Source organism: Halogeometricum rufum, assembly GCF_900112175.1.
GTDB classification, from domain to species: domain Archaea; phylum Halobacteriota; class Halobacteria; order Halobacteriales; family Haloferacaceae; genus Halogeometricum; species Halogeometricum rufum.
Genome location: NZ_FOYT01000003.1, coordinates 196,876 through 218,885, shown reverse-complemented (window position 1 = coordinate 218,885; position 22,010 = coordinate 196,876). Strand labels below are relative to the sequence as shown.

Genomic DNA, 22,010 nt, shown 5'->3' with positions numbered 1-22,010 from the left:
GCGACTCGGGCCGGACGGGCCACCGCCGTCCGGCCGGAATCGACCGACCGACACCCACCGATGATTCGACAATGACAGACACACCCGACGTCGTCGTCCTCCGCGAGGGGACGGAAGGACTCTCGATGGAATCGTACGCGGAGACGCTTCGGGACCGCCTCCCCGACCGAACCGTGGCGCTCGCCCGAACGCCGAAGCAGGAACGCGAACTCGTCGCCGACGCGCGCGTCGCGACGGGCATCACGCTCGACCCGGAACTGGTCGAAGAGGCGTCGAACCTCGAACTGTTCGCCTGCACGTTCGCCGGCACGGACCACGTCCCGATGGACGAACTCGCCGACCGGGGCGTCGCCGTGACGAACGCCGGCGGCATCCACGCGCCCGGCATCGCCGAACAGGCCATCGCGAACATGCTCGTCTTCACCCGCCGCCTCCACGAGGGGTGGCGCCGCAAGGCGAACAACGAGTGGCGGCACTTCCAGTCCGACGAGTTCACCGACAGCACGGTCACGGTCATCGGTCTCGGCTCCATCGGGCAGGCACTCGTCCAGCGACTGCAGGGCTTCGAGGTGGAGACCATCGGCGTCCGCTACACGCCCGAGAAGGGCGGGCCGACGGACGAGGTGGTCGGCTTCGACGAGGACGCAATCCACGACGCCCTGTCGCGGTCGGAGTACGTCGTCGTCGCCTGTCCGCTGAACGACCTCACGCGCGGCCTCGTCGGCGAGGCGGAGTTCGCCACGATGCCGCCGAACGCCGTCCTCGTCAACGCCGCCCGCGGCGGTATCGTCGACACCGACGCCCTCGTCTCGGCTCTCCAGTCGAACAAGATTCGCGGCGCGGCCCTCGACGTGACCGACCCCGAACCGCTCCCGAACGACCACGAACTGTGGGACCTGGAGAACTGCCTCGTCACGCCGCACACCGGCGGTCACACGCCGAAACACTGGGACCGTCTCGGGGACATCGTCGCGGAGAACGTCTCGCGCCTCGAGTCCGGCGGCGAACTGGTGAACGAAGTGCTCGCGCCGAGCGCGGACTGAACTCAGTTCAGGGCCACAGGCCGCGCGTCGACTTCGCCTCCGCGACGCGTTGAAGCGCGACCACGTACGCGGCGTCGCGCCACGTCACGTCGCGCGCCTCGTACTCCCCGCGGACGTCGTTCCACGCCGACAGCATCTGCGACTCCAGTTCCTCGTGGACGCGTTCGAGCGACCACTGGCGTCGGTTGATGTCCTGCAACCACTCGAAGTACGAGACGGTGACGCCGCCGGCGTTGGCGAGGATGTCCGGAATCACCGGCACGCCGCGCTCTTCGAGAATCGCGTCGGCGGCGAACGTCGTCGGCCCGTTCGCCCCCTCGACGACCAAGTCGGCCTGCACGCGGTCGGCGTTGTCGGCGGTGACGACGTTGCCGACGGCGGCGGGCACGAGGACGTCCACGTCGAGTTCGAGGATGTCCTCGTTCGACATCGTCTGAGGCGCGTCGTGTCCCATCACGGCTTCGGGTTCCTCCTCGTGGGTCGGAACGGCGTGCGTGTCCAGTCCGTCTGGGTCGTAGATGGCCCCGTTCACGTCGGAGACGGCGACGACGTTCGCGCCCCAGTCGTCGAGGGCGCGGGCGGCGTTCGCGCCGACGCTCCCGAACCCCTGCACGGCCACGGTCGTCTCCGAGAGGTCCCAGTCGTAGTAGTCGACGGCCTCGCGCGTGACGATGGCGACGCTTCGCCCGGGCGACTCCTCGCGGCCGTAACTCCCGCCGATGACCGGCGGTTTCCCGGTGACGACGCCGGGCGTCGTCTGCCCCGTCTGCATCGAGTAGGCGTCCATGAACCACGCCATCGTCTGCGCGTCCGTCCCCATGTCCGGCGCGGGAACGTCCTGCTTCGGTCCGACGACGTCGCGGAGTTCCTCGGCGAACCGGCGTGTGAGTCGCTCGGTCTCCTTCTCGGAGAGGTCCTTGGGGTTGACGGCGACGCCGCCCTTCCCGCCGCCGAACGGCAGGTCCATCACCGCGCACTTCCACGTCATCCACATCGACAGGCCGACGCACTCGTCGGCGGTGACCTCGGGGTGGAAGCGGAGGCCACCCTTGTACGGGCCACGCACGTCGTCGTGTTGGGCGCGGTAGCCCGTGAACACGTCCAGCGACCCGTCGTCCCGTTTCAGCGGAACGGAGACGCGCGCGACGCGCGTCGGGTGTCGGAGGCGTTCGATGACGTTCGCGTCCACGTCCACGTGCGCCGCCGCCCGTTCGAGTTGCCGGCGGGCGGTGACGAGTGCGGAGTCCGCGTCCGATTCGCCCGTGTTCTCCTCGTCCGTCGTCGCTTGTGCCATGTGCGGAATCAATGACGAACCATCGTGTTAAATTAATCGATGAGTAGTTGCCCGTTCTTCGGACTGTTTTCAACGGCTGCGAGGAGTCTAACGTCTAATTCGGCCGCGAAGAAATGTTGCGGCGACCGAAAGCTCGTCGCCGGGGCCGACACCGCTGACCCGCGTCAGTGAATCCGGGGGCTCACGTCGAGAACAACTCCCGCGGGAAGTCGGCCAGCACCTCGGCGCCGTTCGACGTGATACGGAACGTCTCGGAGAGTTCGACGCCGAAGTCGTCGAACCACAGCCCCGGAATCATGTGGAACGTCATGTTCTCCTCCAGCACCGTCTCGTCGCCGGGTCGGAGACTCGCCGTGTGTTCGCCCCAGTCCGGCGGGTAGCCGAGTCCCATCGAGTAGCCGATTCGCTCCTCCTTCTCGATGTCGTACTTCGAGATGACGTCGCGCCACGCCCGTTCGACCCGTTCGCAGGTGACGCCCGGTTCGGCGGCGTCGAGGGCGGCTTCGAGCCCCTCGACCACTATCTCCATCCGCTCCGTCATCTCCGCCGGCGGGTCGCCGACGTACGTGGTCCGCGCGAGCGGAGAGTGGTAGCGGTGCCGACAGCCCGACAGTTCGATGATGACCGGGTCGCCGCGTTCGAACTCGCGGTCCGTCCACGTCAGATGCGGCGTCCCCGTGTGGTCGCCGGAGGGCATGAGGGGAACGATGGAGGGGTAGTCGCCGCCGTAGTCGTCGGTCCCGCGGATGAGCGCGTCGTAGATGGCCCGCGCCGCCTCCGACTCGGGAACGCCCTCCTCGATGGTCTCCAGACCCGCGAGCATCGCCTCCTCGGAGATGCGGGCGGCCTCGCGCATGTAGTCGAGTTCGCGTTCGGACTTCGTGACGCGCACCCAGTTGACCAGAAGCGTCGCGTCCGCGAACGTCGCCTCGCCGAGGTTCTCCTGCAGTCGCGTGTACGACTTCGCCGTGAAGTAGTACGCGTCCATCTCCAGTCCGATTCGCCCGTCGGCGACGCCGAGGGCTTCGAGGACGTCGGCGAGGTAGTCCATCGGGTGGAGGTCGTACGGCGAGTGGACGTGGTCGTCGCTGTAGGACTCGATGCTCTCCTCGGAGAGCCACGTCGTCGCGCGCGCGCCGTTGGCGTCCTGTCCGCGGCCGACCCAGACGGGTTCGTCGCGGTCGGCGGTCACGACGACGGCCTGGTGGACGTAGAACGACCAGCCGTCGTACCCCGAGAGGTAGTTCATGTTCGCCGGGTCGGCGACGACGAGGGCGTCCAACTCGTCCTCGCGCATCCGCGCTTTCGTCTCCTCGATGCGTCTCTCGTACTCGCTGGGTTCGAACGTTGACTGGGGCATGCTACCGAAACTCGGAAACAGGTTGTGCGAACAGCGGTATAACTTTTTTGTGTACGGCGAGAACGAATCCTGTGTAGCGGTACGCACGGATCGCGAGAACGAAGGGGACCGGACGGAAGACAGACGAAACGCGGGGGCCGGTCAGAGGGCGAACGGGACGCGGGAGTCAGGCCGGAACGTGGCCCTCGGGGACGACGCCGTCGTCGGTCCACCCGCGAGCGTCGTAGTACTCGTCCAGTGCCGCCTCGAAGTCCGGCAACTCGTACGGGAGTCGGTCGTCCGAGCGGTCGAACCCTCGCTGGTTGTTGAAGTGCCGTTCGAGCGTCACGGTCCGCGCGCCCACCGCCAGCAACTCCTCGAAGTCCGCGCCGAACAGCATCTCGTAGCGCTCCGGCGTCATGTAGTCCCGCGAGAACTTACAGACCACGCCGCTGTCGTTCAGCGCCATCAGGTTCTCTCGCTCTATCAGCACGTCCGCCTTCCCCACCGTTCCCTCGGGGTCCACCGCTTGCTCCTGCGGCACCAGCGGATACTCCACGGAGTAGAACGTGGCGTACATGTGGTCGGCACCGCGGTTCGCGACGGCGTACGACAGTCCCTGCCCGTGCAGGACGCGTCCCTCGTGGGCCGCGAAGTCCATCCCCTTCACCGTCCAGTTCTCGACGCCGAGTTCCTCGTGCGTCCGGTCGATGCCCTCGGCCAACGTGTCACCGACGCCCTCGCGGTGGGCGATCTTCTCGACGAGGTCCCAGATGAGTTCGCGGTTGCCGAACTCGTCCTCGGCGGCGAGGTACGAGGCGACGACGTTGCCCGCCGAGATGGCGTCGAGACCGTACTCGTCGCAGAGTTGGTTGGACTTCATCACGTCGACGATGTCGTCGACGCCCGAGTTCGACCCGAACGCCATCGCCACCTCGAACTCGGGGCCCTCCGTCTCGACGCCGCGTTCCTCGTCGCGGGTGGGGAGTTTGCAGGCGAACGCGCAGGCCGAACAGGTCCCCTTCTTGTACTTCTTCGAGGCGACGGCGTCGCCGTTGATGCCCTCGACGCCCTCGAACGTCTGCTCGGAGAAGTAGTACGAGGGCAAGCCGTTCACCTCGTTGGCGAGGTCCATCACGGCGACGGTGCCCTGCTCTTTCATGATGTGGTCGTCCGTCGCGGCCTCGCGGTGGATGTCCATCTGGCCGGCCGGAACGTCGATGTCGGGCGCGGAGTCGCCGCCGAACGTCACGGCCTTCACGTTCTTCGAACCGAGGACGGCACCGAGTCCGCCGCGGCCGAACGCGCGTTCCTCGGAGGTCATGATGGAGGCGAAGCGCACTTCGTTCTCGCCCGCCGGCCCGACGACGGCCGTACGGTCCGGTCCGATGTCGTGTTCGGTTTCGAGATACTCGACGGTGTCCGGAACCGTCGCGCCTTCGAGGTGGGGGACGGCCTCGAAATCGACTCCGTCGTCGGTGACGTGGACGACGAGGAGTTCGTCGCTCGCACCGGTGAACTCGACGGCGCTGTACCCCGTGTCGGCGAAGTGGCGGGACATGAACCCGCCGGCGTTCGAGGAGAGCAGACCGTCGGTCAGGGGCGAGACGGCGGTGGCGTTCATCCGTCCGGTGAAACTCATGTTCGACGCCTGCATCGGTCCCGTGGTGAAGACGAGGCGGTTCTCCGGGCCGAACGGGTCGGCGTCGTACGGGATTCGGTCGTGCGCGAGTTTGGTGGCGACGCCGCGCCCCCCGATGTACGACTCTAGCACGTCGGTAACTGTGACGGCGTTCGTCTCCCTGCTCCCGACGTCGACAGACAGGAGCGGGCCTTTCGCGTGAAGCATGCGTGTGACTACTTCGCGGAGTATTTAATGTATTGCGGTCAGTTGCGCCGGCGAACTGTCGTCAGTTTCTGTGTATCCGTTGTATGGATACTGTGGACAACTTATTTATGATAGTTACACCTCAACATGGACATGGCACGCGGACCACCGATATCGGAACTACACTACGACGAGGCACCGTCCGTCGACTCCGTCCCGGGTCCACGCTCGCGCGAACTCATCGAGAAGCAGCAGAACATCGACAGTAGCGCCGTCGCGTACCCCGAGGACATCCCCATCGCCTTCGATTCGGGGAAGGGGGCGACGGTCCGCGACGTGGACGGGAACACGTTCATCGACATGTTCGCCGGCATCGGCGTTCTCAACGTCGGTCACTCGAACCCCTACGTCCTCGAGGCGGTCCACGAACAGACCGACAAGTTCGTCCACACCGTCGACTTCCCCACCGAGGCGCGTCTGGATCTCATCGAGAAACTCGACGAGATTGCGCCGGCCGGCCTGCAGGGCAACATGCGAACCGTCTTCGGCGGGCCGACGGGGAGCGACGCCGTCGAGGCGGCGATTAAGCTCTCCAAGTACAACACGGGCGGCGACGGACTCATCGCCTTCCGCGGCGCGTACCACGGGGCGACGAGTGGTGCGATGAGCGTCACCTCGAACAAGAAGTTCAAGGAGGCGTACACCCCCCTCCTGCCCGACGTCGTCCACGCGCCGTACCCCTACCCGTTCCGGATGGAGAAGTCGCCGCAGGAGGCGGTGGACCACGCCCTCGAAGAACTGCAGGAGATAGTCGAGGACCCGTACGGCGGACTGGCCAACCCCGCGGGCATCATCGTCGAACCCATCCAGGGTGAGGGCGGCGTCGTCACGCCGCCGGAGGGCTTCCTGCAGGGCGTCCGCGACATCGCCACCGACAACGACATCCCCCTCGTCTTCGACGAGATTCAGAGCGGTCTCGGCCGGTCCGGCCAGTGGTGGGCCAGCGAGTGGTACGACGTGACGCCCGACGTGATGACCTCCGCGAAAGCGCTCGGCGGGACGGGCTTTCCCCTCTCGGCGACGATGTACCACGAGGACCTCGACACGTGGGGGTCGGGCGACCACGCGGGCACCTACCGCGGCCACGTCGTCGGCATGCGCGCCGGTACCCGCGCCATCGAGTACATCCAGGAACACGACCTGTTGGCCCACGCCCGCGAACTCGGCGACTACATCAAGACGCGCCTCGAAGAGGTCGGCGAGTCGAACCCGCAACTCGCCGAAGTGCGCGGGAAGGGTCTCTTCATCGGCGCGGAGTTCGTCGACGCCGACGGCAACCCGGACGGCGACGTCGGCGACGCGATTCAGGACTACTGCTTCGAACACGGCGTCCTCGTCTGGAAGGCGGGCCGCCACGGCAACATCCTGCGTCTCCTCCCGCCTCTGGTCCTCACGCGGGACCTCGCGGAGACGGCGCTAGACGTCATCGCGGACGCCATCGAACACGCGACGACGGCGACGGCCGCGCAGTAAGCGGTCGGTCGCTCGAATCTCGGGTTCGGTCTCGGAGTTCCTCGGTTCTGGCTGTTCTCTCGGTTCTTCGCCGTCGTATCGGTCGGTGAGCCGATACCGGTCACGCCACCTTCGCGACGGCGTCTATCTCGACGCGCACGTCGTCGGGGAGACGGGCCGCCTCGATGCAGACGCGCGCGGGCGGCGTGTCGCCGACGTGTTCGGCGTAGGCCTCGTTGACGGCGTCGTAGTCGTCCATGTCGGTGACGTACACCGTCACCTTCACCAGGTCGTCCAGCGACCCGCCCGCCTCCCTGACGACGGCCGCGAGGTTGTCCATCACTCGGTGCGTCTGCGCCCGCACGTCGCCGTCGACGTCCTCGCCGGTTTCGGGGTCCACGGGTCCGAACCCGGAGACGAACAGGAACCCGTCCGCGAGGACGCCCTGCGAGTAGGGGTTATCGTTCTGCGGTGCGCCCGACGTGGATATCGCTCGTTTGTCTGCCATGGCGTCGGCCACACCGTCGCTCCCGAGCGTAATAAACGTTCTTCGGTACGTCGTACACAGTAACTGTATCCTACTTTCGAGACGGTGAGACCGAAGGGGGACCGGCCGGTCAGAGATACTCGCTCAGACCGGCGACGTCAGTTATCATGACCAGTGTCGTGGTGCCGGACACGAGAGGGACCTGTGCGACGGGGGCGGGTGCGGACAGACGAGGAGAGAAAACGACCCGCAACGCGGGACCCGTTCCAGGTCGGCGGACCGAGGTTCGCGCGTCGGTCAGTCGTTCAGGTTCTCGGCGCGCCGGGTGCGTCGGTCAGTCGCCTCCGAGACGGCGTCGAGGAAGTCGGGCATCTGCTCTTTCATTCCCGACCGCATCTCGCCCGGCGAGAACGCCTCGGACTCCGTCATGAGGCGAACGAACGCGCGGAGTTCCTCGTCGGTCACCTCGTCGAACCGCTCGGATTCCAGTTTGTCTACGACTTCGTCGACGTCTATCTGGCCGACGGGGTCGACGTTGAAGTCGACGGTCACCATCCGGTAGTCGGAGCCGGCGAGTTTCTGCTCGGCGCGGTTGACGCCCTGGCCGAGCATGTCCTTGAACGGGACGTAGTAGCCCATCGTGCCGAGGTGGAGGAAGCCGAGCATGTCGACGATGCCCTGCGTGTACGCCTCGCGCGCCTCGTCTTCGGGGTTGAACACCGTCTCTCGGTCGCGGTCCTCCAGATGGTCGAACAGGATGGTAAAGTCGAGGATAGCGTTCCGAAGGCGACGCCGGATGCGGTTGCGCTTCTGCTTCTTCGAGTGTTCGGTGTAGTCGGTCTTCCGACCGAGGAGGAACTCGCGGTCGCTCGGCGTGAGGATACCTCGGTCTCTGTCCGCCGCGTAGGCGAGGGAGTCGGCCGCGCCGTCCGTGGGGGGTGCGTCCGTCATACACATTTCTCGTGTACGTGTTCCATTAAGGATTGTGGAGGCCGTAAGCGCTACTGCCGGCGACGGGGAGTCGATAGCGCTCGATTCCGGTACACGCCCCCGACCGCATCGGCCGACTGGAAGCGGATACAGATACCGTTTAGATTTGTGACCGTTTCACGCGGCGTCCGCTCTCGCGGCCGCGCGGCGGGCGACTCCTCGGCATCGCCCACAACGTTTATCTGGTCGTTGGAGCATTTGGCTGACGTTGCTACCGACACTCACACATGCATCTCTATAGGCGGTCCGACGACCGACGGTCCGGGTCGTATCGTCACCACAACCATCTCGTCAGCCACGTCGAGGGGGGTGGGCGGACGTGAGCGACGGCGAGAGCAGTCTCGCCGAGTTCCGCGAGGAGATAGAGCCGACCATCTTCGGATTCGGCGCGGGAGTCACCCTCCTGTTCGTCGCCCTCTTCGCGCTTCGTCCCGAGGCGGCCGCAACCGTCGTCTCCGGCGTCAATTCGTTCGTCCTGGCCCGATTCAACTGGGCGTTCCTCATCGTGATGCTCGTTCTCGTGGGCTTTCTGGCCTTCCTCATCGTCGGGCCGTGGGGCGAGATCAGGCTCGGCGACGAGCCTCCGGAGTTCAGTTACGTCTCCTACTTCACGATGATATACTCCGCGGGACTGGCCGCGGGCATCGTCTTCTGGGGACCGACGGAGGCGCTCCTGCACTACTCGTCGGTCCCGCCGTTGTACGACGTCGCCGCGAAATCGCAGGCGGCAATCCCCATCGCGGTCCAGTACAGCCTGTTCCACTGGAGCATCACCCAGTGGTCGTGTTTCACCGTCATGGGGCTCGGAATCGGCTACTTCGCACACGCACGCGGAGCACCCCTTCGCGTCTCGGCCGTGTTGACGCCGTTCGTCGGCGCGGACAACGTGGACAACCTGCTCGGCAAACTCGTCGACATCCTCGCGGTGTTCGCGACGCTGGGCGGCGTCGCCACCTCGCTTGGGTTCATCGGGAGCCAGTTCCTCACGGGCATCGAGTTCAACTGGGGCTACCAACTCGGTGACCTCGGAACTATCGTGGTCATCACGAGCATGACCCTACTCTTCACCGTGTCGTTGGTCCTCGGCGTGGACCGCGGCATCCGCCGACTCTCCAACTTCAACATGGGGCTGTTCGCGGTGCTCATGGTCGCGACGCTGATTCTCGGCCCGACGGCTCGCGTCCTCGAACTCAGCACGCAGGCGACCGGCGGCCTCCTGGGCGACTGGTTCCGGATGAGCCTGTTCACCGACTACACGGGCGGCGGCGAGTGGTCGAACGCGTGGACGGTGTTCTACTGGGCGTGGCCGCTGGCGTGGTCGCCGTTCGCCGGCCTGTTCATCGCCCGCATCTCGCGCGGCCGGTCGGTCCGCGAGGTGGCCTTCACCGGTATCGTGGCGACGTCGCTCGCGACCATCCCCTGGTTCGCCATCGTCGGCGGTACGGCCGTCGTCTTCCAGCACGGCGGCGTGGTCGACATCCTCGGTCCGGTGGGCCAGTACGGCGAAGCGGTGTCGGGTTACATCCTCTTTCAGGCCCTCAACGTACCCTGGATTCCGGTGCCGCTCGGAACGTTGTTACTGTTCGGCTTCCTCGTCCTGGTGACGACGTTCTTCGTCACGTCCGCGGACTCCTCGACGCTGGCCGTCTCGATGATGACGACGGGCGGGAAGGCCGAACCCTCCGCCGTCAGCAGAATCTTCTGGGGTCTCCTCCAGGGCGTCGTCGCGTCGATTCTGATGGTCATCGGCGGCGTGGAAGCGCTTCAGTCCGCCGCCATCGTCACGGGTGGCCCGTTCGCGATCGTTTGTCTCATCGCCGTCGTGGGTCTCGCGAAGACGTTCAGACGGCGGTCGGGCAATCTCGTCTTGCAGGACGAGACGGTGCTGTTCGGAGACGGCGGCGAGTCCGGATCGGCGGGGGCGCCAAAGACCGGGGCCGATTCCGACGACTGAGAGCCGTCCGCACCGGGCGCTCTTCGACGTCACCTTCCTGTCGAAGTTCGGGAGCGACGAATCCGTTTTTTAACTTACTCACGAAAAAATTAGCCCTCGGGCCGGCCGTCCGTACAGTTCTGTCCCCGACTAGTAGTCCCGTGTGGAGCGGGAGATACGCCTCCGTTCCCGAGAGACGAACGATAGCGTGCCCGTTTCGTCGTTTATTTCGGTCCAAACCGTATGATAACTGTGGGAGACGACAATTCGTCACATACGTACGCGTGTAACGGCTACCATGCAGGAGACTGACACAGCCGACGGCGACAGTTAGTTTCGGCGGTGAACAGACACTCGGTCGACGCTTCGATCGTTACGTTCGAGGATTTTGATACGTTCGTTCGGCTCTCCGGAATCGTTCCGCAGAGCCGGAACGAGTTTCTCACCGTCCTGGCCACCTTTCGAACCGAGCCACTCCGTTTCTGACCGGCCCGGAGACGGGACGTCTTAGATTACAGCAGTAGTGGTGTAATGGGCCGCACTCGGTGGTACCGTTTCCGCGGAAGCGGAGAGTGTTCGGCCGGTGGGCAATCGCACCGACACGCCGTCGTCGCACGCCGGGGTTGAATCCTCGGTACGGAAATCGAAGCACTCGTTCTGTCCGTAGATACAGATATCTGTCTACGTTCGTGCGCCTATGCTAGCGAAATGACAGGTTTTGCCTGTCAAATACGAGCTGAGTGGGCTTGTTCAGCTGTCGATACGGCTCTACGCGCAAAAGAGGCAATGACTCTGGAGATGAATACGCACTTCTCGAACCGTCTGCGCGTATTTAGCTCCAGAAAGAGTATTCTACACTCAGTCCAGAGAGGGTATTCTACACTCAGAGAGGTCGCTCTCCGCTCGGGCGTCCGTGAGAACGGGGTCGTGAGCGGAGACCCGAAAGCTACATAGTCATAAGTAGTGCGACCGTGAGAGGTGACACATGAGACCGCGTAGCACCGAGAGCGACACGCTGCAGACGACAGACATCTCGCTGCGTCTCGTCGAACTCATCACGGAACTCGACGGCGCGACGTTGGCCGAGTTGGCCGACGAGGCGGGTCTCGCGAAGAGCACCGTCCACAACCACCTCAAGACGCTCGCGAAGTACGGCTACGTGAGTCGTGAGGAGGACACCTATCACGTCGGGTTGAAGCTCTATCACCTGGGGAACTACGCGCGGAAACGCAACGAGGTGTACGGCGTCGCGAAGGCTCTCGTTCCGGAACTGGCCGACGAGACGCAACTCGAAGTCGACTTCACCGTCGAGGAGAACGGCCGCGTCGTCTCGTTGTACGACGAATCCACCTACTCCGACACGCCCTCGTATCTGGTCGATGGTCGGTTGTTCCACGTACACAGTACGGCTTCGGGAAAGGCGATTCTGGCCGAGTTCCCCGAGCATCGAGTCCGCGAGATTCTCGACCAGTGGGGGCTCTCCCCGCAGACGGAGCACACCATCACCTCCGCCGACGAGTTCGTCGAAGAACTCGCACGGGTACGCGAACGCGGATACGCAACCAACTTCGAGGAGGCGATAGAAGGGATGTGGGCGGTCAGCATGCCGGTCAAGACGCCACTCGGGGAGGTGTGTGGGTCCATCAACGTCTGTGGTCCGACGTACGTCCACGACGAGTCGAGAGAGCGCGCAGTCGTGGACGCGATGTCCGAGAAGGTAGACGAGTTCGAGCGTCGTCTCGCCACGCAGTCCGGGTGACGAATCTGGCGAGTGCGCACACGCTGCTCGGTGCTTACTTCGGGTCCGAGGAGACCCCCCGTTTCGTCTGTTCGACGGAGAGTCTCCCCACCCCCCTCGTTTCGTCTGTTCCGGACTGCGGCACGAAGATGGCGGAATCCCCCCACCCCTCATTTCGTCTGTTAGCGCGAACGAGAGGGGACCATCGTCGGTCACGCCCCCACCCCTCTTTTCGTCTGTTAGCGCGAACGAGAGGGGTGGTGTCCCCCCCTTCACAGGTAGCGCCCACCCCCCTCATTTCGTCTGTTCCAGCGTCACGACCGGTCGCTATCGGGAGAATCGAACCGCCTGTAACCACTCCGAAGTCGGATCGAAAGCGGACGAAAGCCGGTGATTGGGCGGTAACCGCGAGAACGACGCCGGAACTACGAGAGCAGGAACACGGGTACAACGACGGAACCAAGAGGGAGCCAACAGTCGGAGCAACGTGGACGGTAGTGACGAGGAAAGGTGGTACGACCACGGGAAGTGACGACGACCACCGGACGGTCTGATGGAAGAACAGACAGCGCCCGACGAGGAGCCTCCGTCGAGCGTAGATAATCGCCGTCGAACATCAGTAATTAGCTTTCTTACCTAGTTCACACCAGTCTACGGAGGTTCAGTACAACCCCTATACCAACCAAACTAACTAGACTAACTAAACTAACTAGACTAGTGTCTAGAGAATAGTCTAGAGACGTAATTTGAATCTTACTATACCGGCAAATCGACTTCTCACCCTCCCCCCACCCCTCTTGCTCCGCTTTTCTCACGAAATGAGGGGTGGGGGTGCAGCATAAACGGGATACTGATGAAACGAGTGACTACGACGAAACAGACGAAACACACGACACTAGGTTTATGTGCGATGACCGTGAGGTAGCGAGAAGAGATGACACAGCCGTTCAGTAACATGGACAATACGCTGTTCGAGGACAAGGAGGTGCTATCCGAGGACTATCAACCCGACACTATCCTCGAACGCGACGACGAGATTCGAGCGTACCGCGACGCACTCAAGGACGTGTTGTTCGGACGGAATCCCTCCAACATATTCGTCTACGGGAAGACGGGCGTCGGGAAGACGGCGGTTACGAACTACATGTTGCAGGCGTTAGAGGAAGAGACGGAGAAACGGGACGAGGCGGACGACCTTCACGTTCGAATCTACAACTGTAACCGGGGCAGCGTCTACGGGGCGGTCCGTACTCTCGTCAACAAACTCCAGGACGACGACGAGGATCCGTTTCCGAAGACGGGGTTGTCGACGAACATCGCTTTCGAGACGCTGTACGAGAAGATGGACGACATCGGCGGCACGTTCCTGTTCGTCCTCGACGAGATAGACCACCTCTCCGACGCCGACGAACTCCTCTACGAGTTCCCTCGCGCGAGGGCGAACGGGCACATCACGGAGTCGAAAGTCGGTGTCATCGGAATCAGCAACAACTATCGATTCCGTGACTCACTCTCGCCCAAGGTCCGAGACACGTTGATGGAGAAGGAGATATCGTTCAGTCCGTACGACGCCAACGAACTTCGGTCCATCCTCGACAAACGGGCGGAGAAGGCGTTCCGTGACGGTGCGTGTTCCGAGTCGGCGATCCAACTCTGTGCCGCACTCGCGGCACAGGACACGGGCGGTGCCCGGCAGGCACTCGACCTTCTCCGTACCGGCGGTGACCTCGCCGAGTCGGAGGGCGACGGCATGGTGACCGACGAACACATTCAGGACGCTCGCGAACAGGTTCGACGGGGCCGGGTGACGAACAAGATTCGCGACCAGACCATTCACGGTCAACTCGTGTTAGAGTCCGTCGCCAGACTGGAGAGCGAAGACGAGACGCCCTCTCGAAGCAAGGAGATACGCAACGTGTACGAGACGGTCGCCGGTCACTACGCCTACGATCCGCTTACGAGTCTCAAGAGCATCCAGAACCACCTCGGAACGCTCGAGATGCTCGGATTTCTCTCGAAGACGGAGTACAACGACGGTAAACGCGGCGGTTCCTACTTCGTCTACGAACTCTCCGTCGACACCGACGCCGTGTTCGAAGCGCGCGAACAGATCGAACGAGAACGGGAGTAAAACCCTCTCTTTCCTTCTTCTCCTTCTTCTTCTTCCTCTTCTTCCTCTTCACCCTCCCCCCTCGTTTCGTCTGTTACGACATCGTCGGACCACCGTCGCAGGCTCCCCCCTCGTTTCGTCTGATAGGCTGTCAGTTTCACATACTGTCTGCAGATTCGACTGGCTGCCGTCGATACCGGCCGACGAGTCTCGCGGAGATGAGACTGATCGCTGACCGTCGAGATTCGAACACCGAACGTCGACGTGCGGTTTCCTCGAAAACGACTCGTTCGACCGGTGGAGTTAGGGACGCGCCACCACCACGGAGGTGTATGACGGGCGCCGGGCCGGACGAACCGGAGGTGGAGACGCTTCGAACCGCTCGGGAAGAGGCGCGCGAGACGCTCGACGCACAACTGGCCGCCCTAGACGACATCGACTCGAAGGCGCTGTCGATGTTCCGTCTCAACGTCGCACTCGTCGGCGTCCTCGTGTCGGCGCTCTCGTTCGCGGCGGCGAGCGACGTGACGGCCGCGACGGCGCTGGTCAACCCCGCCGTCGGCGCCGGGGTGGCCTCCTTCGCGCTCTCGGCGACGGCGGCGGGACTGACGTACACGGCGTCGGGTCAGCACGTCGGTATCGGTCCGAGGGCTCTCGAAGCCGCGACGGGTCGGACCGAACGGGAGTTCCTGTCGTCGCTGCTGTCGAGTTACGCCCACTGGCTCCGGTACAACGAACGGACGAACGAGCGAAAGGCGCTACTGGTGACGCTGTCCGTCCTCGGCACCGTCGGCGGTGCGCTCGGACTGGGCGTCGGGGCCGTCGCGGCGTTCACGGGACTGTTCCTCGTTCCCGCCGCCGCCGCTCTCGTCGTCGTCCTCGCCGCCGCGGCGGTAGCCGGCGTCCCGGCCCAGTTTCGGCGCCTCCTCGGTGACGCCCAATCCGACGCCGACGTCGTCTCACCGAAATCGGCCGAAGAGCCGATGCTCGGACAGCGCACGTTCAAGGGACGTGACAGGCGAGAATAACCGTACGCACGGATGCCGCCTCCGGGAGGGGTGACTTCGGGGAGGGGTGACAGCGACGGCCGACGGAGGGGGATGCCGAAGTCGTCAGGACGGCTTACTGGACTCGGAACGACGACTTACTGGACTCGGAACGACGATACCCTTCCGGTCCGTCACTCTCGATAACTGGGAGGGAGGCCAACGATTGATGACGTGTGACCTCGTCTGTACTCTCATGAGTTCGTACAGCGACTCCCGACTACGTACCGCCCCCCGGAATCGACACGAGTTTCCGGCGTACGGTCCCGTGGACGCCGTTCTCGGGTTGTTGCTGTTCTACTATCTGGTGGACCGCGCGACGCCCACCGTCGTGGCGGTGCTGACGGAGTCGACGCTGTCCCTCTCGCCGTCGCTCGTTCGTCTCGGACTCGCGGCGTTCGTCTGGTTCGTCCTCGCGGTGACCGTTCTCGAACAGGTCAGACGCCAACTGGCGTCGCTCGGTATCGGCCGCTACGACGCGAACAGAAGCAGCATCTTCGGACGGAAAACTCCGACCGAGACGCAGGCGCTGGTGGCCCTGGTCGCAGTGCTGGTCTTCGGCCTCGCCGCGGCGTGGACGTTCGAGAGCGCAGTCTCGACCGCGATGTCGATGATTCGCGTCGTCGCCACGCTGGATGCAGGAGCGTTCGTGCCGGGCGAGTTCGCGGTCATGGTCGTCTTCTTCGTCTCCTTCTCGCTGGCGAGCAAGGCGCTCGACCGACTCCTCGTCGGCGGATTCAGGATGCTGTTCACGGAGTACGATTCCGAACCCGCGTGACATCGGCTCTCGCCCCACATCCGGCTCTCGTCCACATCACTCTGCGTCACACTCGACTTTCACCTCCCGTCCACGGTACTCTGCGTCCACGCCGCTCCGCATCCACGTCATCCCGTCTCCACCACGTATCGACGACACCTCTCTAGCCCACCGATTCAGTTGGATTTCGTTAGACGACGTTATCACGTATGACACTACTAGCGGAGCGTACCATTCGCCCCGTCAGCCGGCGATAAAACACGATATCTCTCTTCACATCGATTTAAACTCCTTACCTGCGGAACTAGTACGTAAGACATAAATATAATAAATCTGATATTATGTCCGAAATTCAATAATGATACTAACTTGAATTACAATAAAATCTGTCGAACGCGCGCTCGACGGTCGACCGTCTTACGGACGACGTGCGGGCAGATAGGTAAAAACCCGGGTTCGACGGGGTAAACTTCCCGATACGACCGCCGATAGCATTGTAATGAATTTCGTGAAAATCACTCTCACCGCATCGTCCACGGAGGCGATGTGCGGTCCGTGTCGGACGAGTCGGACGGGTCGAGACGTTCGACGACTATCCGGGTTTCGCGGGGACGGAAGTTCTGCTGACTCGTTCCCGTCCGTCGCCCCGAACTCCGTTTCCTTCGCTATCCACTTCCGGTACTCGTCCTCGGAGAGGACGAAGGTTTCTCGGGGGCGTGCGGTCCCGGCCACGTCGTCCGATACGGCGTCGAACCGCCGGCTGATACCCCCTTCGGCGGCCGTCCTCCGGCCATCGAACCTTTGGCACTCGCCGACTCACTCCCGTCGATGGCGCACATCGCGATAACGGGAGCCGCCGGTAACGTCGGAAGTACCGTTCTCGACGCGTTCGACCGGGAGACGCACACGGTCACTCCCATCACGCAGACGGAGGAGGAAGACATCGAGAGCATCGTCCTGAACGTGCTGAACCGGGACGACTTCGTCGAGAAACTCCCGGACGACGTGGACGTGCTCGTCCACCTCGCGGCGAACCCGTCGCCGTACGCCGACTGGGACGAGGTGAAGGACGTCAACGTCGACGGGGTCTACAACGCCTACCACGCCGCCGTCGAGAACGACATCGACCGAGTCGTCTACTCCTCGTCGAACCACGCGCTGAACGCGCGGGAGGTGGCCGACCCGGACGAACCGGAGACGCTCCGCGACGACGCGCCGGCCGTCTACCCGGACCAGGAGCCGTATCCCGACTCGTTCTACGGCGTCACCAAGGTGGCCGGCGAGGCACTCGGCAAGCACTTCGCTCACAAGACGGACCTCGAAGTGGTCAACCTCCGAATCGGGTGGCTCCTCCCGCGCGAACGACTGCGCGAGAAGGTGACCGACCCGCCGTCTTCGGACGAGTACACCGAGGAGGGGGCACGGTTCGCCCGCGCCATGTGGCTGAGCCCGCGCGACTGTCGTGACGCCGTGGCGGCCGCGGCACTCGCCGACGTTCGGGAGAACCCGCTCACCGCCCACGCCATCTCCGCGAACGACGAGCGCTGCCTGTCGCTCACGCAGACGCTCCGAAGCATCGGCTACGCGCCGCGAGACAACGCCGCCGACGTCGTCGAGCAGAACTGACGCCCGCACCTCGTGGCTCTCGTCGCAGACCGACTCAGTCCAGCGAGTGTGCGCCGAACGGCTGAATTTCGACGTCCTGTCGCGCCTCGGCGAGATAGAGCGCAGCGTTCACCAGTCCGATGTGGCTGAACGCCTGCGGGTAGTTGCCGAGCAGTTCGCCTCGTTCGGCGTCGACTTCCTCCGACAGCAACCCGAGCGACCCGGCGTACTCGACGACGTTCTCGAACACGGTTTCGGCTTCCTCCACGCGGCCGCAGACGGCGAGGGCGTCCACGAGCCAGAACGAGCAGAGGACGAACGCCCCCTCCTCGCCGGGCAACGGGTCCGCGCCGTCTCTGTACCTGAACACGAGTCCATCCTCGGTCGCCAGTTCCTCCCGAATCGTGTCGACGGTCGAGACGACCCGGTCGTCGTCCGGCGGGAGAAAGCCCGTCAGTGGGACGAGCAACGCCGTCGCGTCCAGCGCATCGCCTTCGTACCGCTGTGTGAACGCCCCGATTTCGTCGTCGTAGCCGCGTTCGAGCACCGTCTCGTGAATCTCCTCGCGGACCGTCGACCACCGGTCGTCGGCCTCGGCGAAGTCCAGCGTCTCCGCCATCTCGATGGCTCGGTCGAGGCCGACCCAGCACATCACCTTCGAGTGGACGAACTGGTGGTCGTCGCCGCGGACCTCCCAGATGCCCGACCCCGGTTCGTCCCACGTCTCGCAGATGTGGTCCGCGACGTTCGCAATCGCCGCCCAGTCGTCCGGGTCGACGGTCGCGCCCGACTTCATCAACTGCGAGACGGCGAGGACGAGTTCGCCGTAGACGTCGAGTTGCTGCTGGTCGGCCGCGTCGTTGCCGACGCGGACGGGCGAGGAGTTCCGGTAGCCGGTCAGGTGCGACAGTTCGGTCTCGGAGAGGCCCTCGTCGTGGTTCATCGCGTACAGCGGTCGAATCTCCTCGGGGTCCAACGACTTGCTGAGGTCGACGAACCGTTCGAGATACGCCTTCGCCTCCTCGGTGTGGCCGAGGTGCGACAGGGCGCGAACGGTGAACGCTCCGTCGCGAATCCAACTGAACCGGTAGTCCCAGTTCCGCACGCCGCCGACGTCCTCCGGGAGCGACGTGGTCGGCGCCGCGCAGATACCGTTCGTGTCGCGCCGCATCAGGAGTTTCAGGACGAGTCCCGACCGAACCGCCAAGTCGTGCGCCTCGCCGGTGAGGTAACAGCCGTCGTTCTCGTCGCCGTCGTCGCAGGTGTGCGCCCACTCTCGCCAGTACTCGACCGTCTCCGACAGCAGGTCGTCGCAAGTGGCACCGGCCAAGGGGTCGTGGTCGCCGTACTGGGCGACGTACCAGTGGGACTCGCCCTCCGAGAGGGGGTAGGTGGCCGTCGCCCGCGCCTCCTCGACGGTCATCCTCACGGGAGTCGACAGGAACAACGACTCGCCGCGGTGACCGTCGGCGCTCTCTCCGTCGTCTCCGTCGCCACTATCGCCCCGGGTGGCGACGACGCCGCCACTCGTCGTCTCGACTCCCGTCTCGGCCCGCGCGTAGTCGAACCGCGGTTCGAACTCGACGTGGACGTCCACGCTCCCGTCCGTGCAGGTGACTTTGCGGTAGACGGCGTCGACCGGGTAGTCGTCGGCGTACTCCTCGCCGCAGACGGGCATGAAGTCCGTCACGGTCAGTTCGCCCCCCGCAGTGCTGAACGTGGTCTGGAGGACGTTCGTCTCCCCGAGATACCGCTGGCGGGAGTCGAACGGTTTCACGGGAGCGACGGCGAACGTCCCGCCCCGTTCGACGTCCAGCAGGCCGCCGAAGACGCTCGGCGAATCGAGGTACGGGAAGCAACACCAGTCGATGGCACCGCCGTCGCTCACGAGGGCGCACGTCTTCAGGTTGCCGACGATGCCGTAGTCAGAAATCGGCTCGTATCGAGTCATCTGTGCGGTGTTGGCCACCTCAGCCGTCCGTTCGCTCCCTGCACTCGGGTTCGAGCAACGGCCCGTCGTCCGTCTGTCGATGCGAGCGTCGACGTGAGCGTCCCTGCGGTACCGAGCATGAACTGAGACCCGTCGTTCGGACTTCGGATTCCGACTCGGGCGAATTAAACGCGGTGGCCTCCGGTCGGACGACTGCCGGCGGCCATCACGGTTTAGTCCGTCGCGGGGCGACGCTTGAACGAACGACGAGCAGTTCGTGCAATCTGGGGATAGAACCCACGAATAGCCAGAATTCGCACCGACGGGGCATCGTCGAGTGGACACGAACGGAATCGTGCGACGACTGTCACCGATTGAGACGGACACACATGAGCACACAGGAACTCGAACTCGGAATCGTCGGACTGGGACAGATCGGCGGCAACCTCGCGAAACAGGCCGTCGAGAAGGACATCCGCGTGGTCGGACTCGACACGGCCGACAGAGCGGAACTACAGCAGATGGGCGTCGAGGTGCACGACGCGGGCGAGTACGAGACGCTCGCCGAGGAACTCGACCCGCCGCGAGTGGTCTACCTCTCGCTTCCCGCCGGCGACCTGATAGACGACCAACTGGACGGCTTGGTGGACGTACTCGACGAGGGCGACGTCGTCATGGACGGCGGCAACTCGTTCTGGCGCGACTCGATTCGCCGTGAGGAACGATGTTGGGAGGACGGCGTCTACTTCCTCGACGCGGGCACGAGTGGCGGCCCGCCCCGCGCCAGCGAGGGCGCCTGCTTCATGGTCGGCGGCAAAGAGGAGGGGTTCGAGATAGCCGAACCGTTCCTCGACGAACTGTCCGTCGACGGCGGCCTCATGCACGTCGGCCCGCCGGGGAGCGGTCACTTCGTCAAACTTGTGCACAACGGCATCGAGTTCGGGATGCTCCAGTCCATCGCGGAGGGCGTCGAACTCCTGCAGGCCGGCCAGTTCGACCTCGACGGCGAGATGGCGGACCTGTTCGAGACGTGGAACAACGGCGCGGTCATCGAGAGTTGGCTGGTCGAACTGATGAGCATGGGGCTCCGCAACGAGGAGCAACAGTCCGACGCGCCCGAGGACTTCGAGGAGATTCCGAACTACGTCGAAGACACCGGCGAGGTGAACTGGCTGGTGCAGGAGGCGTTCAAGGGCGAGACGCCGATTCCCGTCATCAGCACGGCCGTGACGGAACTGTTCAAGTCGCGGGGGAACCAGCGGCACGCCTACCGCGCCATCGCCCTCATGCGTCACGGCTTCGGGCAGCACCCCTTCGGTGAGAGCGAGCGAATGCTGGAAGAGCGCATCACCGGGCGCGTGGACAACGTCGCCCGCGACCACCTGCGGCAAGACGAGGAGGGCCTCGACTCCGTGCGACCGGAGCGACGCGAGGAGTTCGAGGCCGACTCCGACGACTAACAGCCATGGCAAAACAGTTCGTCTACGACGAGAACGGCCACGACGTCAGCGTCTGGGCCGAGACCGAGGACGAGACCGTAGAAAAGGCGCGCGAGGAACTGGACGGGGCGGACCTGTCGCTCGACGAGAGCGAGATACGCGAGCGCATCCGCGTCGTCCCCTCGCCGAAGCGTATCAAGAGCGACGCCGAGGACGTGCTGATGGACAAGCGGCGTCGCGGCGGCATCGAGGCCGCCGAAGCCGTCGAGTCCGGCATGGACGTCGGCCTCGGCACCGGGAGCACGACGGCGTGGGCCATCGCGGCCATCGGGTGGAAACTGCGCGAGGGCGAACTCGAAGACGTCCGCGGCGTCGCCACGTCGCTGCAGAGCCACGATTTGGCGCGCGAACTCGGCATCCCTCTGACCGACGTGGACGAGTTCGACTCGCTGGACGTCGCCATCGACGGCGCCGACCAGTGGGACCCGGAACACCCGCACGTCGTGAAGGGCGGGGGTGCCTCTCACGCCCGCGAGAAACTCATCGACTCGATGGCCGACCGCCTCGTCGTCGCCACCGACGACGAGAAGCGTTCGACCCCGCTCTCGCACGACGTTCCGCTGTCGGTACTGCCGGAGTCGCGGAACGTCGCGCAGGAGTGGGTCCGCGACGCTGGCGGCGACCCGTCGCTCCGCTACGCGGAGGCGAAGGACGGACCGCTGTTCACGGCGAACGGGAACCTCGTCGTCGACTGCGACTTCGGCGAGATAGACGATGTCGACGCGCGGGCCGCCGACCTCGCGCGGATTCCCGGCGCGCAGGAACACGGCCTGTTCGTGGAGATGGTGGACGAAGTCGTCTACGGAACCGACGAGAGCGTCGAACGCGTCGAGTTCTGAGGCCGACGACTTCTCGCGGCGTTCCGTCCCGTCGTCGGCTTCTCAGCGCACCGGCGGCGT

At 64.4% G+C, this 22,010-nt stretch carries 16 protein-coding genes; 10 read left to right on the top strand and 6 right to left on the bottom strand.

Annotation, left to right across the window (positions count from 1 at the left end; translation table 11 throughout):
* Nucleotides 1-71: 71 nt before the first annotated feature.
* Nucleotides 72-1,043, top strand: a complete 972-nt coding sequence (locus BM310_RS16145; RefSeq protein ID WP_089809639.1) for a D-2-hydroxyacid dehydrogenase — start codon at nucleotides 72-74, stop codon at nucleotides 1,041-1,043.
* A 7-nt stretch (nucleotides 1,044-1,050) separates the two neighbouring features.
* Here the strand turns inward: BM310_RS16145 and gdhB are convergent, their stop codons facing one another.
* The 3 genes from gdhB to BM310_RS16130 form a co-directional block, all read right to left on the bottom strand.
* Nucleotides 1,051-2,337, bottom strand: coding sequence for a glutamate dehydrogenase GdhB (gene gdhB, locus BM310_RS16140; protein WP_089809637.1), 1,287 nt, complete (start codon nucleotides 2,335-2,337; stop codon nucleotides 1,051-1,053).
* Between the two features lie 181 nt (nucleotides 2,338-2,518).
* Nucleotides 2,519-3,697 carry a M24 family metallopeptidase gene (locus BM310_RS16135; RefSeq protein ID WP_089809635.1) on the bottom strand — a complete coding sequence of 393 codons (1,179 nt, stop codon included), beginning with the start codon at nucleotides 3,695-3,697 and terminating at the stop codon, nucleotides 2,519-2,521.
* 166 nt (nucleotides 3,698-3,863) lie between these two features.
* On the bottom strand, nucleotides 3,864-5,525 hold the full coding sequence (locus tag BM310_RS16130; RefSeq protein ID WP_089809633.1) for an aldehyde ferredoxin oxidoreductase family protein: 1,662 nt from the start codon (nucleotides 5,523-5,525) through the stop codon (nucleotides 3,864-3,866).
* Nucleotides 5,526-5,657: 132 nt separating this feature from the next.
* Between BM310_RS16130 and BM310_RS16125 the strand changes: the two genes are divergently transcribed.
* Entirely contained in the window at nucleotides 5,658-7,037 is a 1,380-nt protein-coding gene (locus tag BM310_RS16125; protein WP_089809933.1) for an aspartate aminotransferase family protein, read from the top strand.
* Between the two features lie 100 nt (nucleotides 7,038-7,137).
* Here the strand turns inward: BM310_RS16125 and BM310_RS16120 are convergent, their stop codons facing one another.
* Both BM310_RS16120 and BM310_RS16115 read right to left on the bottom strand, forming a co-directional pair.
* Nucleotides 7,138-7,524, bottom strand: a complete 387-nt coding sequence (locus BM310_RS16120) for a Rid family detoxifying hydrolase (RefSeq protein ID WP_089809931.1) — start codon at nucleotides 7,522-7,524, stop codon at nucleotides 7,138-7,140.
* A gap of 276 nt (nucleotides 7,525-7,800) precedes the next feature.
* Complete coding sequence (locus BM310_RS16115) at nucleotides 7,801-8,454, bottom strand: hypothetical protein (RefSeq protein ID WP_089809631.1); 654 nt, start codon at nucleotides 8,452-8,454, stop codon at nucleotides 7,801-7,803.
* 358 nt (nucleotides 8,455-8,812) lie between these two features.
* Here BM310_RS16115 and BM310_RS16110 point away from each other — a divergent pair, with 358 nt between their 5' ends.
* From BM310_RS16110 to BM310_RS16085, 6 genes are all read left to right on the top strand, one after another.
* Nucleotides 8,813-10,447, top strand: a complete 1,635-nt coding sequence (locus tag BM310_RS16110) for a BCCT family transporter (protein ID WP_089809629.1) — start codon at nucleotides 8,813-8,815, stop codon at nucleotides 10,445-10,447.
* A 964-nt stretch (nucleotides 10,448-11,411) separates the two neighbouring features.
* Nucleotides 11,412-12,185 carry an IclR family transcriptional regulator gene (locus BM310_RS16105; protein WP_089809627.1) on the top strand — a complete coding sequence of 258 codons (774 nt, stop codon included), beginning with the start codon at nucleotides 11,412-11,414 and terminating at the stop codon, nucleotides 12,183-12,185.
* Nucleotides 12,186-13,098: 913 nt separating this feature from the next.
* Nucleotides 13,099-14,295, top strand: a complete 1,197-nt coding sequence (locus tag BM310_RS16100) for an orc1/cdc6 family replication initiation protein (protein WP_089809625.1) — start codon at nucleotides 13,099-13,101, stop codon at nucleotides 14,293-14,295.
* Nucleotides 14,296-14,606: 311 nt separating this feature from the next.
* Complete coding sequence (locus BM310_RS16095) at nucleotides 14,607-15,302, top strand: hypothetical protein (protein WP_089809623.1); 696 nt, start codon at nucleotides 14,607-14,609, stop codon at nucleotides 15,300-15,302.
* A gap of 214 nt (nucleotides 15,303-15,516) precedes the next feature.
* The gene (locus tag BM310_RS16090) at nucleotides 15,517-16,098 is read left to right on the top strand and encodes a hypothetical protein (RefSeq protein ID WP_089809929.1); all 582 of its coding nucleotides are present in this window, start codon (nucleotides 15,517-15,519) and stop codon (nucleotides 16,096-16,098) included.
* Nucleotides 16,099-16,905: 807 nt separating this feature from the next.
* The gene (locus BM310_RS16085) at nucleotides 16,906-17,703 is read left to right on the top strand and encodes an NAD-dependent epimerase/dehydratase family protein (protein WP_089809621.1); all 798 of its coding nucleotides are present in this window, start codon (nucleotides 16,906-16,908) and stop codon (nucleotides 17,701-17,703) included.
* Nucleotides 17,704-17,737: 34 nt separating this feature from the next.
* Here BM310_RS16085 and BM310_RS16080 read toward each other — a convergent pair whose 3' ends face one another.
* Nucleotides 17,738-19,633, bottom strand: a complete 1,896-nt coding sequence (locus BM310_RS16080; RefSeq protein ID WP_089809619.1) for a glycoside hydrolase family 15 protein — start codon at nucleotides 19,631-19,633, stop codon at nucleotides 17,738-17,740.
* A 368-nt stretch (nucleotides 19,634-20,001) separates the two neighbouring features.
* Here BM310_RS16080 and BM310_RS16075 point away from each other — a divergent pair, with 368 nt between their 5' ends.
* Both BM310_RS16075 and rpiA read left to right on the top strand, forming a co-directional pair.
* Nucleotides 20,002-21,072, top strand: a complete 1,071-nt coding sequence (locus tag BM310_RS16075) for an NADP-dependent phosphogluconate dehydrogenase (protein WP_089809617.1) — start codon at nucleotides 20,002-20,004, stop codon at nucleotides 21,070-21,072.
* Between the two features lie 5 nt (nucleotides 21,073-21,077).
* Nucleotides 21,078-21,950, top strand: a complete 873-nt coding sequence (gene rpiA, locus BM310_RS16070) for a ribose 5-phosphate isomerase A (RefSeq protein WP_089809615.1) — start codon at nucleotides 21,078-21,080, stop codon at nucleotides 21,948-21,950.
* Nucleotides 21,951-22,010 lie beyond the last annotated feature (60 nt).

What these genes read in the sequence shown, in the direction of transcription:
- BM310_RS16090 (WP_089809929.1), top strand. Translation starts at nt 15,517, where the DNA reads ATGAGTTCGTACAGCGACTCCCGACTACGTACCGCCCCCCGGAATCGA.
- BM310_RS16145 (WP_089809639.1), top strand. Translation starts at nt 72, where the DNA reads ATGACAGACACACCCGACGTCGTCGTCCTCCGCGAGGGGACGGAAGGA.
- BM310_RS16075 (WP_089809617.1), top strand. Translation starts at nt 20,002, where the DNA reads ATGAGCACACAGGAACTCGAACTCGGAATCGTCGGACTGGGACAGATC.
- BM310_RS16115 (WP_089809631.1), bottom strand. Translation starts at nt 8,454, where the DNA reads ATGACGGACGCACCCCCCACGGACGGCGCGGCCGACTCCCTCGCCTAC.
- BM310_RS16080 (WP_089809619.1), bottom strand. Translation starts at nt 19,633, where the DNA reads ATGACTCGATACGAGCCGATTTCTGACTACGGCATCGTCGGCAACCTG.
- rpiA (WP_089809615.1), top strand. Translation starts at nt 21,078, where the DNA reads ATGGCAAAACAGTTCGTCTACGACGAGAACGGCCACGACGTCAGCGTC.
- BM310_RS16130 (WP_089809633.1), bottom strand. Translation starts at nt 5,525, where the DNA reads ATGCTTCACGCGAAAGGCCCGCTCCTGTCTGTCGACGTCGGGAGCAGG.
- BM310_RS16125 (WP_089809933.1), top strand. Translation starts at nt 5,658, where the DNA reads ATGGCACGCGGACCACCGATATCGGAACTACACTACGACGAGGCACCG.
- BM310_RS16135 (WP_089809635.1), bottom strand. Translation starts at nt 3,697, where the DNA reads ATGCCCCAGTCAACGTTCGAACCCAGCGAGTACGAGAGACGCATCGAG.
- BM310_RS16085 (WP_089809621.1), top strand. Translation starts at nt 16,906, where the DNA reads ATGGCGCACATCGCGATAACGGGAGCCGCCGGTAACGTCGGAAGTACC.
- BM310_RS16120 (WP_089809931.1), bottom strand. Translation starts at nt 7,524, where the DNA reads ATGGCAGACAAACGAGCGATATCCACGTCGGGCGCACCGCAGAACGAT.
- BM310_RS16095 (WP_089809623.1), top strand. Translation starts at nt 14,607, where the DNA reads ATGACGGGCGCCGGGCCGGACGAACCGGAGGTGGAGACGCTTCGAACC.
- gdhB (WP_089809637.1), bottom strand. Translation starts at nt 2,337, where the DNA reads ATGGCACAAGCGACGACGGACGAGGAGAACACGGGCGAATCGGACGCG.
- BM310_RS16105 (WP_089809627.1), top strand. Translation starts at nt 11,412, where the DNA reads ATGAGACCGCGTAGCACCGAGAGCGACACGCTGCAGACGACAGACATC.
- BM310_RS16100 (WP_089809625.1), top strand. Translation starts at nt 13,099, where the DNA reads ATGACACAGCCGTTCAGTAACATGGACAATACGCTGTTCGAGGACAAG.